Origin of the sequence: Bartonella machadoae (assembly GCF_022559585.1) — a bacterium.
GTDB classification, from domain to species: domain Bacteria; phylum Pseudomonadota; class Alphaproteobacteria; order Rhizobiales; family Rhizobiaceae; genus Bartonella; species Bartonella machadoae.
Map to the genome: position 1 here is coordinate 81,302 of NZ_CP087114.1, position 12,809 is coordinate 94,110.

At 39.3% G+C, this 12,809-nt stretch carries 21 protein-coding genes and 1 pseudogene; 13 read left to right on the plus strand and 9 right to left on the minus strand.

The features are described 5' to 3' along the window. The first annotated feature begins 7 nt into the window (after nucleotides 1–7). The 8 genes from LNM86_RS00500 to LNM86_RS00535 all read left to right on the plus strand — a co-directional run bounded on the left by LNM86_RS00500 (nucleotide 8) and on the right by LNM86_RS00535 (nucleotide 5,748). Nucleotides 8–679: a hypothetical protein gene (locus LNM86_RS00500; RefSeq protein WP_241438045.1), complete on the plus strand. Its 672-nt coding sequence runs from the start codon at nucleotides 8–10 to the stop codon at nucleotides 677–679. Further along, complete coding sequence (locus LNM86_RS00505; protein WP_241438046.1) at nucleotides 676–1,155, plus strand: hypothetical protein; 480 nt, start codon at nucleotides 676–678, stop codon at nucleotides 1,153–1,155. The genes LNM86_RS00500 and LNM86_RS00505 overlap by 4 nt, the downstream gene beginning before the upstream one ends. A gap of 72 nt (nucleotides 1,156–1,227) precedes the next feature. After that, a complete protein-coding gene (locus LNM86_RS00510; RefSeq protein ID WP_241438047.1) occupies nucleotides 1,228–1,983 on the plus strand; it encodes an ERF family protein in 756 nt (251 codons plus the stop codon). 1 nt (nucleotide 1,984) lies between these two features. After that, entirely contained in the window at nucleotides 1,985–2,608 is a 624-nt protein-coding gene (locus LNM86_RS00515; RefSeq protein WP_241438048.1) for a lambda exonuclease family protein, read from the plus strand. A gap of 110 nt (nucleotides 2,609–2,718) precedes the next feature. After that, entirely contained in the window at nucleotides 2,719–2,961 is a 243-nt protein-coding gene (locus LNM86_RS00520; protein ID WP_241438049.1) for a hypothetical protein, read from the plus strand. A 2-nt stretch (nucleotides 2,962–2,963) separates the two neighbouring features. Continuing rightward, entirely contained in the window at nucleotides 2,964–4,007 is a 1,044-nt protein-coding gene (locus LNM86_RS00525; RefSeq protein ID WP_241438050.1) for a tyrosine-type recombinase/integrase, read from the plus strand. Nucleotides 4,008–4,741: 734 nt separating this feature from the next. Beyond that, nucleotides 4,742–5,473 (plus strand): Rha family transcriptional regulator, encoded by a 732-nt coding sequence (locus LNM86_RS00530; protein WP_241437983.1) that lies wholly within the window; start codon nucleotides 4,742–4,744, stop codon nucleotides 5,471–5,473. Next, nucleotides 5,470–5,748, plus strand: a complete 279-nt coding sequence (locus tag LNM86_RS00535) for a hypothetical protein (protein ID WP_241437984.1) — start codon at nucleotides 5,470–5,472, stop codon at nucleotides 5,746–5,748. Before LNM86_RS00530 ends, LNM86_RS00535 begins: the two co-directional genes overlap by 4 nt. A gap of 50 nt (nucleotides 5,749–5,798) precedes the next feature. Here the strand turns inward: LNM86_RS00535 and LNM86_RS00540 are convergent, their stop codons facing one another. The 4 genes from LNM86_RS00540 to bgtA (LNM86_RS00555) are packed head-to-tail and all read right to left on the minus strand — an operon-like array spanning nucleotide 5,799 to nucleotide 7,035. Continuing rightward, nucleotides 5,799–6,017, minus strand: coding sequence for a hypothetical protein (locus LNM86_RS00540; RefSeq protein WP_241437985.1), 219 nt, complete (start codon nucleotides 6,015–6,017; stop codon nucleotides 5,799–5,801). Beyond that, a complete protein-coding gene (locus LNM86_RS00545; RefSeq protein ID WP_241437986.1) occupies nucleotides 6,010–6,216 on the minus strand; it encodes a hypothetical protein in 207 nt (68 codons plus the stop codon). The genes LNM86_RS00540 and LNM86_RS00545 overlap by 8 nt, the downstream gene beginning before the upstream one ends. Further along, the gene (locus tag LNM86_RS00550; protein WP_241437987.1) at nucleotides 6,149–6,376 is read right to left on the minus strand and encodes a hypothetical protein; all 228 of its coding nucleotides are present in this window, start codon (nucleotides 6,374–6,376) and stop codon (nucleotides 6,149–6,151) included. Before LNM86_RS00550 ends, LNM86_RS00545 begins: the two co-directional genes overlap by 68 nt. After that, the gene (gene bgtA, locus LNM86_RS00555) at nucleotides 6,373–7,035 is read right to left on the minus strand and encodes a gene transfer agent endolysin BgtA (protein ID WP_241437988.1); all 663 of its coding nucleotides are present in this window, start codon (nucleotides 7,033–7,035) and stop codon (nucleotides 6,373–6,375) included. The genes LNM86_RS00550 and bgtA (LNM86_RS00555) overlap by 4 nt, the downstream gene beginning before the upstream one ends. Nucleotides 7,036–7,194: 159 nt before the next feature. Here bgtA (LNM86_RS00555) and LNM86_RS00560 point away from each other — a divergent pair, with 159 nt between their 5' ends. Both LNM86_RS00560 and LNM86_RS00565 read left to right on the plus strand, forming a co-directional pair. After that, on the plus strand, nucleotides 7,195–7,503 hold the full coding sequence (locus LNM86_RS00560; RefSeq protein ID WP_241437989.1) for a type II toxin-antitoxin system RelE/ParE family toxin: 309 nt from the start codon (nucleotides 7,195–7,197) through the stop codon (nucleotides 7,501–7,503). Beyond that, nucleotides 7,484–7,804, plus strand: coding sequence for an addiction module antidote protein (locus LNM86_RS00565; RefSeq protein ID WP_241437990.1), 321 nt, complete (start codon nucleotides 7,484–7,486; stop codon nucleotides 7,802–7,804). The genes LNM86_RS00560 and LNM86_RS00565 overlap by 20 nt, the downstream gene beginning before the upstream one ends. 38 nt (nucleotides 7,805–7,842) lie before the next feature. Here the strand turns inward: LNM86_RS00565 and LNM86_RS00570 are convergent. Further along, nucleotides 7,843–8,856, minus strand: a pseudogene (locus LNM86_RS00570) (contractile injection system protein, VgrG/Pvc8 family); the annotation flags it as partial. 198 nt (nucleotides 8,857–9,054) lie between these two features. On the opposite strand from LNM86_RS00570, the gene LNM86_RS00575 reads away from it, so the two are divergent. The 3 genes from LNM86_RS00575 (at nucleotide 9,055) to LNM86_RS00585 (ending at nucleotide 11,500) form a co-directional block, all read left to right on the plus strand. Beyond that, complete coding sequence (locus LNM86_RS00575; RefSeq protein WP_241437991.1) at nucleotides 9,055–10,212, plus strand: tyrosine-type recombinase/integrase; 1,158 nt, start codon at nucleotides 9,055–9,057, stop codon at nucleotides 10,210–10,212. Between the two features lie 272 nt (nucleotides 10,213–10,484). Beyond that, a complete protein-coding gene (locus LNM86_RS00580; protein WP_241437992.1) occupies nucleotides 10,485–11,225 on the plus strand; it encodes an antA/AntB antirepressor family protein in 741 nt (246 codons plus the stop codon). Next, the gene (locus LNM86_RS00585) at nucleotides 11,222–11,500 is read left to right on the plus strand and encodes a hypothetical protein (RefSeq protein WP_241437993.1); all 279 of its coding nucleotides are present in this window, start codon (nucleotides 11,222–11,224) and stop codon (nucleotides 11,498–11,500) included. The genes LNM86_RS00580 and LNM86_RS00585 overlap by 4 nt, the downstream gene beginning before the upstream one ends. Nucleotides 11,501–11,548: 48 nt before the next feature. Here LNM86_RS00585 and LNM86_RS00590 read toward each other — a convergent pair whose 3' ends face one another. Genes LNM86_RS00590 through bgtA (LNM86_RS00605) form a run of 4 tightly spaced genes read right to left on the minus strand, consistent with a single transcriptional unit; the run spans nucleotide 11,549 to nucleotide 12,785 of the window. Then, the gene (locus tag LNM86_RS00590; RefSeq protein ID WP_241437985.1) at nucleotides 11,549–11,767 is read right to left on the minus strand and encodes a hypothetical protein; all 219 of its coding nucleotides are present in this window, start codon (nucleotides 11,765–11,767) and stop codon (nucleotides 11,549–11,551) included. Further along, the gene (locus tag LNM86_RS00595; protein WP_241437986.1) at nucleotides 11,760–11,966 is read right to left on the minus strand and encodes a hypothetical protein; all 207 of its coding nucleotides are present in this window, start codon (nucleotides 11,964–11,966) and stop codon (nucleotides 11,760–11,762) included. Before LNM86_RS00595 ends, LNM86_RS00590 begins: the two co-directional genes overlap by 8 nt. Continuing rightward, nucleotides 11,899–12,126 (minus strand): hypothetical protein, encoded by a 228-nt coding sequence (locus LNM86_RS00600; RefSeq protein ID WP_241437987.1) that lies wholly within the window; start codon nucleotides 12,124–12,126, stop codon nucleotides 11,899–11,901. Before LNM86_RS00600 ends, LNM86_RS00595 begins: the two co-directional genes overlap by 68 nt. Then, nucleotides 12,123–12,785, minus strand: a complete 663-nt coding sequence (gene bgtA / locus LNM86_RS00605) for a gene transfer agent endolysin BgtA (protein ID WP_241437994.1) — start codon at nucleotides 12,783–12,785, stop codon at nucleotides 12,123–12,125. The genes LNM86_RS00600 and bgtA (LNM86_RS00605) overlap by 4 nt, the downstream gene beginning before the upstream one ends. Between the last annotated feature and the right edge of the window lie 24 nt (nucleotides 12,786–12,809).

Genomic DNA, 12,809 nt, shown 5'->3' on the forward strand with positions numbered 1-12,809 from the left:
GACCATCATGGAAAAGAAATACGAATTCACTGATGCAATCGATATAGTTTATAGGCGTAAGGTTCGCCGTATTCGTGCATTGAAAAACTTTGGTGATATTAAAGCTGGTGATTTAGGCGGTTTTATAGAGCATGAAGGCAATTTAAGCCATGAGGGGGATTGTTGGGTTGGGGACAATGCTTGTGTTTCTCATAGTGCTAAAGTTTGCGGTAATGCAAGAGTATTTGAAAAAGCACGCATTGCAGACAGAGCATATATTAGTGACAATGCAAATGTTTTTGGAAATGCTTGTATTGAATCTGAAGCGTGTATTTTAAATAAAGCAAAAGTTTACGGAAAAGCAGAAGTCTTTGATAATGCTATGGTTTGCGATAATGCACAAGTTTTCGGTAATGCGGTAGTTTGTGGCAAGTCTCATATTTATGGTTATGCACAAGTTTACAACAAAGCACGCGTTCACGACCAAGCTAAGATTTATGGCAAAGCACGTGTTTACGGTCAAGCCAAGGTTTATGAGAAAGCACGTGTCTATAATAATGCAGAAGTTTATGAAAATGCAAAAGTTAAGGGTAGGGCAGAGGTTTACGCTCTTGGAAAGATTTATGGAGATGCATGTGTTTGTTGGAACGCATGTATTGGCGGCAATCAGTCCATCTCAACTGGAGAAAAAACCATATGAAAAAATACGAATTTACTGGTGAAACAATAGAGGTTTCTAGTAGAACTCTTCGCCGTGTCCGTGCATTGCAAGACTTTGGTGATGTAAAAAAAGGAGATTTAGGCGGTTGGATAGAAAAGGAAAAGAACCTCAGTCACGAAGGTAATTGTTGGGTTGGAGGCGATGCTAAGGTTTATGGTGATGCTCAGATTTATGGTGATGCCGATGTTAGCGGCGATACCTATGTTTATGGCAATGCCAAGGTTTATGGTAGTGCAAAAGTTACAGGGAGTGCGCACATTTATCAAAATGCACAAGTTTATGATCATGCTACTGTAGCAGGCGCTTTTTTGAAAAGTGTTGAGATTTTTGGAGATGCACAAGTTTATGATAGTGCTTGCATTTATGACGAAGTCAAGATTTTTAGAAATGCTAAGGTTTGTGGATTGGCTCTCATTTGCGGAAACACGAGAATTCCTCAAGACATAAAAATTTAGCAACAAACAACCCTTTTAACACAAGCGTGATTCACGCAACGGGTGAGTTGCACGCTAATGGAGGAAAACAAGATGAATGAACAAAATACGAGCTTAACAGAAGTTGAAAAAACGCAACATTTAGACGTCGAACAAACTGCTATGGAACGCATTTTAAATAAAGCATTAGAAAGTGACGTCGACATGGACCGCTTAGAACGTCTTCTTGATTTAAGAGAAAAAGAAATAAAAAGACAGAACCATCAGAGCTTTATTCATGATCTTTCGGCTATGCAAATCGAATATCAAACAATCACCAAAAATGCTAAAAACAACCATACTAAGAGTGCATATGCAACCCTTGATCAGTATATTGACGCTGTAAAGGACACTCTTGCAAAACACCGCTTCGCTTTGTTTTCTCATATTAAAAATCAAACAGAAAAAAACATTACCATAGAAATAACTCTGTCTCATCCTTCAGGAAATCAAATCTCAACAGAAGGAACATTTCCAATTGATGGACAAGGAAGCAAAAATAATATTCAATCTCTTGGTTCTACGATTACCTATGCACGCAGATATCTGTTAGGCATGCTTCTTAATGTCGCAAGCAAAGAAGACGATAAAGATGGGAATATGCCTGAAAAACCGGCTTTTCCGGAGCAGATCAATGAAATCAGAAGACTGATGATACAAACAAAGGCAGAAGAAAAAAAGATACTTTCTTATGCAAATGTCGAAAAGCTTGACGATATCTCTGATCAGAGCGCGCAAACCATTTTGCACCTTTTAAAAGATAAACAAAATAAGCAAATGGCATCAACACAACAACAAACGGCGGTGTGATATGGAACAAAGAACAGCAGAATGGTTTCAAGCAAGATTAGGAAAAGTCACCGCTTCTAATGTTTACAACATCCTCAGTAAAACAGCTAAAGGATTGCCGACAAGCAAATATGAAGACTACAAAATCAAACTCATGACAGAACGCTTAACAGGGGAAATAAGCCAATCTTATATAACCCCATCTATGCAATGGGGGATTGAACATGAAGAGGACGCCCTGAAAGAATATGAATTCATTTATGATGCCGATGTCATAAAATGCGGTTTTATACCACATCCTACCATAGAAATGGCGGGGGCTAGTCCTGATGGCTTGATTGGTGAAGACGGTTTAGTTGAAGTCAAATGTCCACAGTCAACGACGCATCTTCGTTTTTTTATGTATGACGAGATTAAACCTGAATATATAGCGCAGATGCAATTCCAAATGGCTTGTACAGGGCGCAAATGGTGTCATTTCATTAGCTATAATCCACAATTTGTAGGCAGATCTACTGGTTTGAGGATGAAAGTCAAACGCATCCACCGTGATGATGAACAAATTGAACAGCTTACTAAAGCAGTCGAGGTCTTTTTAGCAGAAATAGAGCAAGACATGGAGCAGATCTTGACAAAAGCTGCATAACCCTATGGGGGTGCTCTCTCCTCCCAGCACCCCCGCCCTCTCACAACAACTTTCAAGAAATGCGTGCTTCACGCCACAGGCAAATTGTACCTAAATTAAGGGGAATAAACATGGGACACCGTCCACCTACTATAACACAACCTGCTATTGCGCGTGCTTTAAGAGAAGCAAAAAAACAAGGAGCAGAGATCGTAGAAATAAAACCTACCGGTGAAGTGCTTATTCATATCAATAAAATCACACCTCCAACAAACATGGATAATGCTTATAGCATTGATGATTTTCCTCCGCTTGAAAATGAAGAAGCTAGTACTAAGAAAATTTGTCGCCCTGTCGACGATATAAAGTTTTAGCCATGCCAAAACGTCGTCCACCACATCTTGTTCGTGAACGAACGCGCCATGGTAAAATCATATGGTATGTTCGGATTGGTCATGGACCACGGTTTCGCATTGAAGGAACCTACGGAACGCAAGAGTTTGTTGACAATTATACAGTTGCTATTAAACAAGCACAAAGCGGCTCGTCAAAAACTATGAAGCGCACTAGACTCACAGAAGGCTCTTTTGATTGGTTGTTGCATCAATATTTACAAAGCATGCAATGGCATAATCAATCAGAATCAACCAAAAAAGTTAAGTATAGAATTCTGAAAAATGTTTCTAAATATATTGGCGACCGTTCTTATAAAAGTATAGCAAAACAACATATCCTTGATGCCGTAGACAGAAGACGAGAGACCCCAGCCGCGGCTAAGCATTTTTTAACGGCTCTAAATGGTCTTTTTAATTGGGCGGTTGATAATGCTCTTTTAAATATAAATCCTGCCTTGAGTGTTAAAGCACCAAAAGCTTTTAATACAGAGGGATTAGCGCCATGGTTAGAAGAAGATATTGAGAAATACTATCATCGCTGGAAATTAGGAACGCATGAACGTGTTTGGATTGACGTTCTTCTGTACACCGGCTTGCGTCGTGGTGATGCTGTTCGCATTGGTTGGAAAGATGTTAAAGAGAATATCATTCACTTAAAAACAGAAAAGAGCCAATTTAAAACAGATGTTTTTCTACCCATTTTGCCTGAATTAGCAGAAACTCTTAAAATTGGTCCTATTGGAAATGAAACGTTTATTTGCGGAAAAAGCGGAAATAAGCTTGTCAAAGAAAGTTTTGGTAACCTGTTTCGTGAGGCATGTAACGCTGCAGGAATTAAAAAATCAGCCCATGGCTTAAGAAAGTTAGCAGCAACACGCGCTGCTAATGCTGGTGCTACAGTTTCACAAATGAAAGCGCTTTTTGGCTGGACAGAAGATAAAATGGCATCACTCTATACGAAAACGGCGGATAGAAAACGACTAGCAATAGAAGCCATCAAAAAGCTTCAAAAAGGTTCGGGATAGATAGGAAAATAAGTTAAAAGAATCAAAGGATTCAAAATTCCCTAATTTCTCTATAACACCTTGATTTTATTAATATATGGCGCACCCTCTCTCTCCGCCATTCAATCTTTAAGTATACATAACTTATTGATTTTCCATATGTTTTTTTAAGGTGCGGGATACGTGAATAAAGGTTAGGGAATAGGATTTTCTAACATTCCTCCGCAACACGAATATTTTTTTGGCTTTTCTTCTCTATAATCGCTTCTAACATTTCTTTGAATACTTCTAAATCCTGTTGTGAAAAAACCTTTAAAAGTCTCGTAAACATACCAACAGTTTCACCACACAACGGATTAGAAGATTTGATGATAAAACTACCGCGACAAACATCCGCTTCTCTCCTTAAATGAGCGGCTACTGATTACAGAACTAAAGCCCAAGGCAACAGATTATTTGCGTAATTTATTTATTTTGTTGCTTGACAATATGGCATCAATGTGTCTAGTATCGAATCAGGTGCCTGAAAAACGCCTTAAATCGATAGCGGACAGATTGCCGAAACAATCTTTTTCCGCCAATTAAAAGCTTTGACTCATTATATGTTACACGCATATAATGCTCTCGTCGGGTGTGGTTGCGCTATACAATACTCTTACGGGGAAAGCGTAACGACGGACTATCGACCGTGTTTTTCAGCACCCGGCGCTCTTTATAGAGTGTCAATGAAAAACCTTTAATCGATAGGAGTTATCATGAATACTTTTATAGAAACTGTGGGAAACACTGCTAATAGTAGTGCAGCGGTTCAGACTATGTCTAGTCGTGAAATCGCCGAATTATGTAACAAAAGACATGATCATGTTATGCGCGATATTAAGCAAATGCTTGAAGAAATTAACGCCCCCAAATTTGGGGTGGTTGATTTTATCGGTAGTTACGTTGATGCAAAAGGTGAAAGTCGTCCTTGCTACCATCTCCCCAAGCGTGAGTGTTTAATCCTCGTCTCAGGTTACAGCACTGCTTTACGAGCAAAAATTATTGACCGTTGGCAAGAATTGGAAAAGCAGATTACAACATCTCAGATTGACTACTCAAGTCCTCAAGCAATGATTGGTTTCTTGAATCACTTACAAAGTCAAATCGAGCAGAAAGATCATGTAATTGCTAAGTTAGAACCCAAAGCAAAGGCGCTTGATGGTTTAAAACGCTCTGATGGTCTGTTTGGTTTGATTGAAGCCGCAAAGATGCTTGAAGTACGACCTAAGGACTTAACCGATTACTTGCGTAAACATGATTGGGTCTATCGAAGAGCTCCAAGTGGTCCTTTGTTACCCTATCAGGATAAGATCAAGAAAGGTTTGATGGATTGCCCTGCTATTACTATTCAAAGACCCGATGGCACAGAAAAGGTGCTTCCTTCAACCAAAATCACATCCAGAGGATTGGCTTGCTTGAGAGAACAAATCCATGGAGATGTGCAATGAATACCAGTATCGATTTTTTATGTGATTTGTGGATGGCGCTATCTCAATTTTCTAACCATCAAGGCATTGGAGATAAAGACTGTAAGGCATTGGTTGAAGTCATGGGCATTGTAGAAAAAGCTTTGATTTTGAAACTTCAAGATGACGTGCCAAATATTACAAAGATTCTAGCAGTTCTTACAGACTTTGGAGCTTCAGAGTTTCCTACGGCTATAGATCCTTTTTTAAAAGCTTATGCTCCAAATTTAGAAAATCCTATTGTGAAAGCCGCTTAAACAAAAACATATCCCTTCCCACTTCCAAAAATGGGGAGGGAATAAAGCTTTTAGTTTTTCGAAAACCACTGTTTTAAGTGTGCAAAAACATTGTCTATTGCATCCATAATCCGAGCAAAGTCAAGGATGAGTAAAAAGAGAAAGAAGGCTATCCACTTCATAAAACGAGACATCATTTTTACATTTTGATAGGTGATGATCATTTCTTGAAGCATTTCTTTTTCTGCTTCTGTAAGCGCGGCAGTTTTTTTAGTGTTTTTTCTAGCCATGTTTCCACCCACACAAATATTCACCTTGCTTGTTATGCTTTAAGATCTCTCTTGCTAAGTTTGAACTGATGGCGTTTAAATCTTGGCGCTGCAAATATATCGGCAACCAACCCACACAAGAAGAAGCAACTTTATTTGTCGCGCAACCAGTGAGAGAGATCAGTACGCACATCAGCATCACTTTTTTGATTAATTTCATTTTCCACCTCAAGCCGTGTTGTTGCAGTCTTTAAAGCCTTCTCTGTTTGCTTTTGCTGTTCAGTTTTTTTGCCAAGAACAAAAGCTTTTGCTACAATCATAAAAAAAGCGGCTAAAGCCGCACCTGTTAGCATCAGATTTTTTTTCATCCATAAGATCATAATTTGTGCTCCTGAAAGCGTTTGGCGACACAGAAAAGACCGGCACAGGCGGCTAAGACCATAATGGTTGCTAATGCCCATTGGATAGGACCATTGCCCGCTAACAAGCCTCCAAGTCCTGAGAAAGAACCAATGATTGGGGCAAGGGCTTCTGCTTTGAAAATCCCCATTGGCTGTTTGGTTTCTACTGGTTGATAATTGGAGGAAACATAAGCGCCTTTTGCCCATAAGCCTGCTTCTGCTGTACGTCGGTGTACGAGACCTTGAAGGCGCTTTCCACCCGCTTTGGTCCATTTTTGTAATTCAAAGGGCACTGCTTCATATTCACCTTGATTGAGTTTTTTTAACAGTGTCGAATTGCAAAAGGCTGCTGTTCCTACATTATAACAAAAGGACACGAGTGCCGCGAATTGTTCGTCTGTTAAGGAAACTTGAACGACTCGTTCAACAGTATTCTCAAATTGTTGCAAATCATGGCAAAGAAACTCTTCTGCTTGCTCTTCAGTGATTGTCATGCCCTTATGAACAAAGGGTTTTCCAGCAGAATTTGTATGTCCATAACCAATGGTCCATATACCAATGGCATCTTTATAGGCGTTTAGACGCAAGCCTTCCCATTGTTTAATCAGTGCTAATCCTTCTGATGATATTTTTCTCATAGGTTTCTCCATAAAAAAAGCTCCGCACAAGGCAGAGCTGGATTAAAAAGTGAATCTTTTTCCTCTTCGAAAAGACGGCTTATTAAAACTTATGTAGCTTTTTCACTGGAACATAAGAATATATTTGACATTGTCTGTTATGTATCTTATAAGTTACAAATGTTTACAGTGCATAAAACAAAATACTTTATGAAATGGCTAGATTCTTTAAAAGACAAGATTGCGCAGGCACATGTTGTTACACGGATTGCAAGAATAGAAACAGGGTTTCTTGGTAATGCAAAATTTTTCCGTGGGATTGGAGAATTAAAAATAAATCACGGACCAGGCTATCGTGTTTATTTTTTCAAACAAGGAAAAGAGATCATTTTATTACTTAATGGTGGCGATAAATCTACTCAGCAAAAAGATATTGAAAAAGCTCTTCAATTAGTAAAGGAAATAAAAAATGGAAATCACCAAATTTGATACAAGCGAATATTTCAAAACGCCTGAAACGCAGAAAATTCTTTTACAAGATGCTCTTGAAAGCAAGGATAGTAAATATCTTGCACATGCTCTTGGCATAATAGCAAAAAACCAAGGGATGAGTAAAATTGCTCAAAATACAGGGCTATCAAGAGAGTCCCTTTATCGTTCTTTAAGTGACAAAGGTGACCCACGGCTTTCTACTTTTCTCAGTGTTTTGAGTGCTTTAGATTTGCAAATCAGTTTAACTCCTGTTCAAAATGATTCTGAGAAACAAACAGTGTTAGAAGAAGCATCTTGATCTTCTCCTCACTTTTTTAATATTTTTGCTAATTTGACTTATATATCTCCTTCATCCATATGGATGACGCCTTCGCCTTCATCATATGTATTTTGTGGAGCATTTGGATCAAGAGTATCATCCTTATCTGGCGTTGTGTTTGCAACATTTCCAGCGGCGTCTTCTTGTCCTTCATCAAAAAGTTCGCACTCTATTTTTGTGGTGTAACCACCCGTTTTATCAAGCTTGTGCTTGACGCTTTTGATACGCCATTCTGCTGGTATATAAGGACGGAAAGGGGGCTCTTGAACAAGCTTTGCCTCTGCTTGCACAAAGGGATCACCACCAATATCACAGGAGAAAGAAGATTTACCCCGTGACGATTTGTTACGATAAGCAGCAATAGCTGCAACAGCCTCTGATTGATTATGGTAGGTATATTTGAGTTCATGAAACGGTGAATGACCGGATTTGACTTCTTTCTTTTCACCACTGCGGATATCATAATAGGTTGCGATAACGCCGCCTTTTTTCTCTTGTTTTTGCTTCTCCGCTTCTTTTTCTGTTTTTTCTCCTCTCTCTGCTTCAGATGGTTCTGGTAGATCATTTTCATCCATATGGATGGTATTTTCATCCTCCTCTATCTCTTCTGGTGCACGTGCATCTGCTGCGGCTTTTTGGTCCTCACCACCATCGGTTTCTAGACCATTGGCTGCACCTGCTTCATCCCGTGCGCTGTATTTAAAATCCCAAGATGTGCACTGTTTCTCATGAAGAACCACTACGGGAAGTGTCTCGCCGGTGATGGCTTTGCCTTCCCCCCGTTTGGCAAGGACAAGCTTACCATCAACAGGCTTTGCTACCGCATCATATTCCTCTGCAAGGCGGGCGGCAAAAGCCATATCACTTTCAGCTGTTTGATCAATATGACGCACAACAATTTTCGCAAGAGAAGGGTCAACCTTTGCGGTATAACCATTACGCTGTGCGATTTCTTGAACAATATTGCCAAGTGTTTGCTGGTGATAAGATTGGCTTTTGGGTGTTCTATAAGATGTGTTCATTGCCGCGGCAGAGCAGGCTTTATTAGCAAGAATCAAATAGTATAAAGATGTGCAAGACCATATTGATGTATATAATTTTTTATGTTCCAATAAAAAAAATAAGTATTAAAGAAAAAATCTCAAATCAGAAATTAAAGGTGGTCTAAAAGGTGGACCAAAAAAGGTGGAGGGGCAATGCCTGAAAAGGTGGACGAGAGGGGGTGTTAAGTGAGGGCGATTCACCGGTTATCAGCATCATTCGTAAAGACGTCTCCACAGGGTAAGTATTGTGATGGGGCGGGGCTATGGTTAAATGTTCGAAAAGACAATACGCGTTCTTGGTTTTTTCGCTATACGCACCACAATAAGCGCCGTGAAATGGGGCTTGGTCCTGTTACAAAGCTTTCTTTAAAAGAAGCGCGCGAACTTGCTAGGCATTATAGTGATATTCTTAAAGAAGGTAATGATCCTATTGTTTTTAGAGAACAGACTATTTTAAAACAGCAAAGCAATATCTTTCAAGAAGTTGCGCAAGCGGCTTTTGAAAGCAAAAAAGCAGAGTTGAAAAATGAAGGGAAAAATGGTCGTTGGTTTTCTCCATTAGAGTTGCACGTTATTCCACACATAGGCAAATTATCTATAGAAAAATTGACAGCCAATATCATTCGCAATGTTCTTGCTCCACTTTGGCATGAAAAAGCAGATACAGCGCGAAAAGCACTGAATCGTATCAATATTTGCTTGAAATATGCTGCTGCTCTTGGCTTAGATGTTGACCTACAGGCTTGTATGAAAGCACGAGCTCTTTTAGGAAAATCACGTGCGACATCGACGAATATTCCTGCTATGCCTTGGCAAGAACTTCCAGATTTTTATCACAACTTAGAGGATAATATCCTTTCAAATTTAGCACTAAAATTACTAATTTTGACAGGTGCTCGATCATATCCATTGCGCTATTTGCGTCTTGAGCAGATTGATAAAAATATATGGACCATACCCAAAGAAAATATGAAAGGTATTGTAGGAAAAGTTTCAGACTTTCGTGTGCCACTGAGTAGTGAAGCTATGAAAGTGATTGAAAAAACTCTGCCTTTTGAAAAAAAGGGCTTTCTATTTGCGGGGCTTAAAGGAAAACCAATTTCTGATGCAACGCTTTCTAAATTCATGAAAGACAAAGGCTTTGATTATAGACCTCATGGTTTTAGATCGAGTCTTCGTGACTGGATAGCGGAGACAACATCAACACCATTTGAAATTGCAGAATCTGTTCTTGCGCATTCAGTTGGTAATTCAGTGACAAAAGCTTACATGCGAACAGACTTCTTAGAGCAACGGCGTGTTCTTTTGGAGCAATGGGCATCTTTTGTATCAAGAAGTGCTTGACAATATAGACCCAATGTGTCTATTGTCGAATCAGGTGCCTAACAAACACCTTAAATGCATAGCGGATTGGTTGCCGAAACAATCTTTTTCCGCCAATTAAAAGCTTTGACTCATTATATGTTACACGCATATAATGATCCCGTCGGGTGTAGTTATGCTATACAATACCCTTATGGGGAAAGCATAACGACGGACTATGCACCGTGTTTGTTAGCGCCCGGCACTCTTTTTGAGTGTCATTAACAAACGTCTAACTGCATAGGAGCCGAATTATGGCGCAATATTTAATTAATATAAATCAAACTGAAATTGATGGTGAATTAGTTCAAACCGTTAACGCACGTGAGTTACATGCATTTTTGGAAGTAAAACGAGATTTTTCCAATTGGATTAAAGATCGCATAAACAAATACGATTTAAAAGAGGGAAGAGATTATATTTTAACGCTCGCCAAAATTGGCGAACGTCAAAATGTAGTATTAAAAGAATATTACCTCATACTAAATGTCGCCAAAGAACTTTCTATGCTTGAGAACAATCAGAAAGGCAGAGAAGCTCGTTTGTACTTTATCGAATGCGAAAAACTTGCAAAGCAGGCAGTCTTACCGAAGATTGATTATTCAAGTCCACAAGCTATGATTGGTTTCTTGAACCACTTACAAAGCCAAATCGAGCAGAAAGATCATGTAATTGCTGAGCTAGAGCCTAAGGCAAAGGCGCTTGATGGTTTAAAACGTTCTGATGGCTTGTTTGGTCTTATTGAATCTGCAAAAATGTTAGAAGTACGACCAAAAGATCTAACCGATTATTTGCGTAAACATGATTGGGTCTATCGACGGGCTCCGGGTGCTCCTTTGTTACCCTATCAGGATAAAATCAAAAAAGGTCTCATGGATTGCCCTGCTATCACAATTCAAAGACCGGATGGTACAGAAAAAGTGCTCCCTTCAACAAAAATCACATCTAGAGGATTGGCTTGCTTGAGAGAACAAATCCATGGAGGTGTGCAATGAAGGTAGATACCAATTTTTTATGTGATTTGTGGATGGATTTGTTTCAGTTTGTCAATTGTGAAGATATTAAAGATAAAGACTGTAGCGCACTGGTTGAAGTCATGGGCATTGTAGAAAAAGCTTTGATTTTAAAACTTCAGGATGACGTGCCAAATATTACAAAAATTTTAGCAGTCCTTACAGGTTTTGGAACTTCAGAATTACCGCATATCATGAATCCATTATTGCAAGCTTATGCTCCAAGTTTAGAAAATCCTATTGTGAAAGCTGCTTAAGTAAAACATATCCCTTCCCACTTCAAAAGTGGGGAGGGGATAAGGCTTTTAGTTCTTTGAAAACCACTGTTTTAAGTGTGCAAAAACATTGTCTATTGCATCCATAATCCGAGCAAAGTCAAGGATGAGTAAAAAGAGAAAGAAGGCTATCCACTTCATAAAACGAGACATCATTTTTACATTTTGATAGGTGATGATCATTTCTTGAAGCATTTCTTTTTCTGCTTCTGTAAGCGCGGCAGTTTTTTTAGTGTTTTTTCTAGCCATGTTTCCACCCACACAAATATTCACCTTGCTTGTTATGCTTTAAGATCTCTCTTGCTAAGTTTGAACTGATGGCGTTTAAATCTTGGCGCTGCAAATATATCGGCAACCAACCCACACAAGAAGAAGCAACTTTATTTGTCGCGCAACCAGTGAGAGAGATCAGTACGCACATCAGCATCACTTTTTTGATTAATTTCATTTTCCACCTCAAGCCGTGTTGTTGCAGTCTTTAAAGCCTTCTCTGTTTGCTTTTGCTGTTCAGTTTTTTTGCCAAGAACAAAAGCTTTTGCTACAATCATAAAAAAAGCGGCTAAAGCCGCACCTGTTAGCATCAGATTTTTTTTCATCCATAAGATCATAATTTGTGCTCCTGAAAGCGTTTGGCGACACAGAAAAGACCGGCACAGGCGGCTAAGACCATAATGGTTGCTAATGCCCATTGGATAGGACCATTGCCCGCTAACAAGCCTCCAAGTCCTGAGAAAGAACCAATGATTGGGGCAAGGGCTTCTGCTTTGAAAATCCCCATTGGCTGTTTGGTTTCTACTGGTTGATAATTGGAGGAAACATAAGCTCCTTTTGCCCATAAGCCTGCTTCTGCTGTACGCCGATGTACAAGACCTTGAAGGCGCTTTCCACCCGCTTTGGTCCATTTCTGTAATTCAGAGGGCACTGCTTCATATTCACCTTGATTGAGTTTTTTTAACAGTGTTGAATTGCAAAAGGCTGTTGTTCCTACATTATAACAAAAGGATACGAGTGCCGCGAATTGTTCGTCTGTTAAGGAAACTTGAACAGCGTGTTCAACAGCATTCTCAAATTGTTGCAAATCATGGCAAAGAAACTCTTCTGCTTGTTCTTCAGTGATTATCATGCCCTTATGAACAAAGGGTTTTCCAGCAGAATTTGTATGCCCATAACCAATGGTCCATATACCAATGGCATCTTTATAGGCGTTTAGACGCAAGCCTTCCCATTGTTTAATCAGTGCTAATCCTTCTGATGATATTTTTCTCATAGGTTTCTCCATAAAAAAAGCTCC

Coding starts and splice junctions, on each gene's coding strand:
- LNM86_RS00500 (WP_241438045.1), top strand. CDS start 8: ATGGAAAAGAAATACGAATTCACTGATGCAATCGATATAGTTTATAGG.
- LNM86_RS00505 (WP_241438046.1), top strand. CDS start 676: ATGAAAAAATACGAATTTACTGGTGAAACAATAGAGGTTTCTAGTAGA.
- LNM86_RS00510 (WP_241438047.1), top strand. CDS start 1,228: ATGAATGAACAAAATACGAGCTTAACAGAAGTTGAAAAAACGCAACAT.
- LNM86_RS00515 (WP_241438048.1), top strand. CDS start 1,985: ATGGAACAAAGAACAGCAGAATGGTTTCAAGCAAGATTAGGAAAAGTC.
- LNM86_RS00520 (WP_241438049.1), top strand. CDS start 2,719: ATGGGACACCGTCCACCTACTATAACACAACCTGCTATTGCGCGTGCT.
- LNM86_RS00525 (WP_241438050.1), top strand. CDS start 2,964: ATGCCAAAACGTCGTCCACCACATCTTGTTCGTGAACGAACGCGCCAT.
- LNM86_RS00530 (WP_241437983.1), top strand. CDS start 4,742: ATGAATACTTTTATAGAAACTGTGGGAAACACTGCTAATAGTAGTGCA.
- LNM86_RS00535 (WP_241437984.1), top strand. CDS start 5,470: ATGAATACCAGTATCGATTTTTTATGTGATTTGTGGATGGCGCTATCT.
- LNM86_RS00540 (WP_241437985.1), bottom strand. CDS start 6,017: ATGGCTAGAAAAAACACTAAAAAAACTGCCGCGCTTACAGAAGCAGAA.
- LNM86_RS00545 (WP_241437986.1), bottom strand. CDS start 6,216: ATGAAATTAATCAAAAAAGTGATGCTGATGTGCGTACTGATCTCTCTC.
- LNM86_RS00550 (WP_241437987.1), bottom strand. CDS start 6,376: ATGATCTTATGGATGAAAAAAAATCTGATGCTAACAGGTGCGGCTTTA.
- bgtA (WP_241437988.1), bottom strand. CDS start 7,035: ATGAGAAAAATATCATCAGAAGGATTAGCACTGATTAAACAATGGGAA.
- LNM86_RS00560 (WP_241437989.1), top strand. CDS start 7,195: ATGTTTACAGTGCATAAAACAAAATACTTTATGAAATGGCTAGATTCT.
- LNM86_RS00565 (WP_241437990.1), top strand. CDS start 7,484: ATGGAAATCACCAAATTTGATACAAGCGAATATTTCAAAACGCCTGAA.
- LNM86_RS00580 (WP_241437992.1), top strand. CDS start 10,485: ATGGCGCAATATTTAATTAATATAAATCAAACTGAAATTGATGGTGAA.
- LNM86_RS00585 (WP_241437993.1), top strand. CDS start 11,222: ATGAAGGTAGATACCAATTTTTTATGTGATTTGTGGATGGATTTGTTT.
- LNM86_RS00590 (WP_241437985.1), bottom strand. CDS start 11,767: ATGGCTAGAAAAAACACTAAAAAAACTGCCGCGCTTACAGAAGCAGAA.
- LNM86_RS00595 (WP_241437986.1), bottom strand. CDS start 11,966: ATGAAATTAATCAAAAAAGTGATGCTGATGTGCGTACTGATCTCTCTC.
- LNM86_RS00600 (WP_241437987.1), bottom strand. CDS start 12,126: ATGATCTTATGGATGAAAAAAAATCTGATGCTAACAGGTGCGGCTTTA.
- bgtA (WP_241437994.1), bottom strand. CDS start 12,785: ATGAGAAAAATATCATCAGAAGGATTAGCACTGATTAAACAATGGGAA.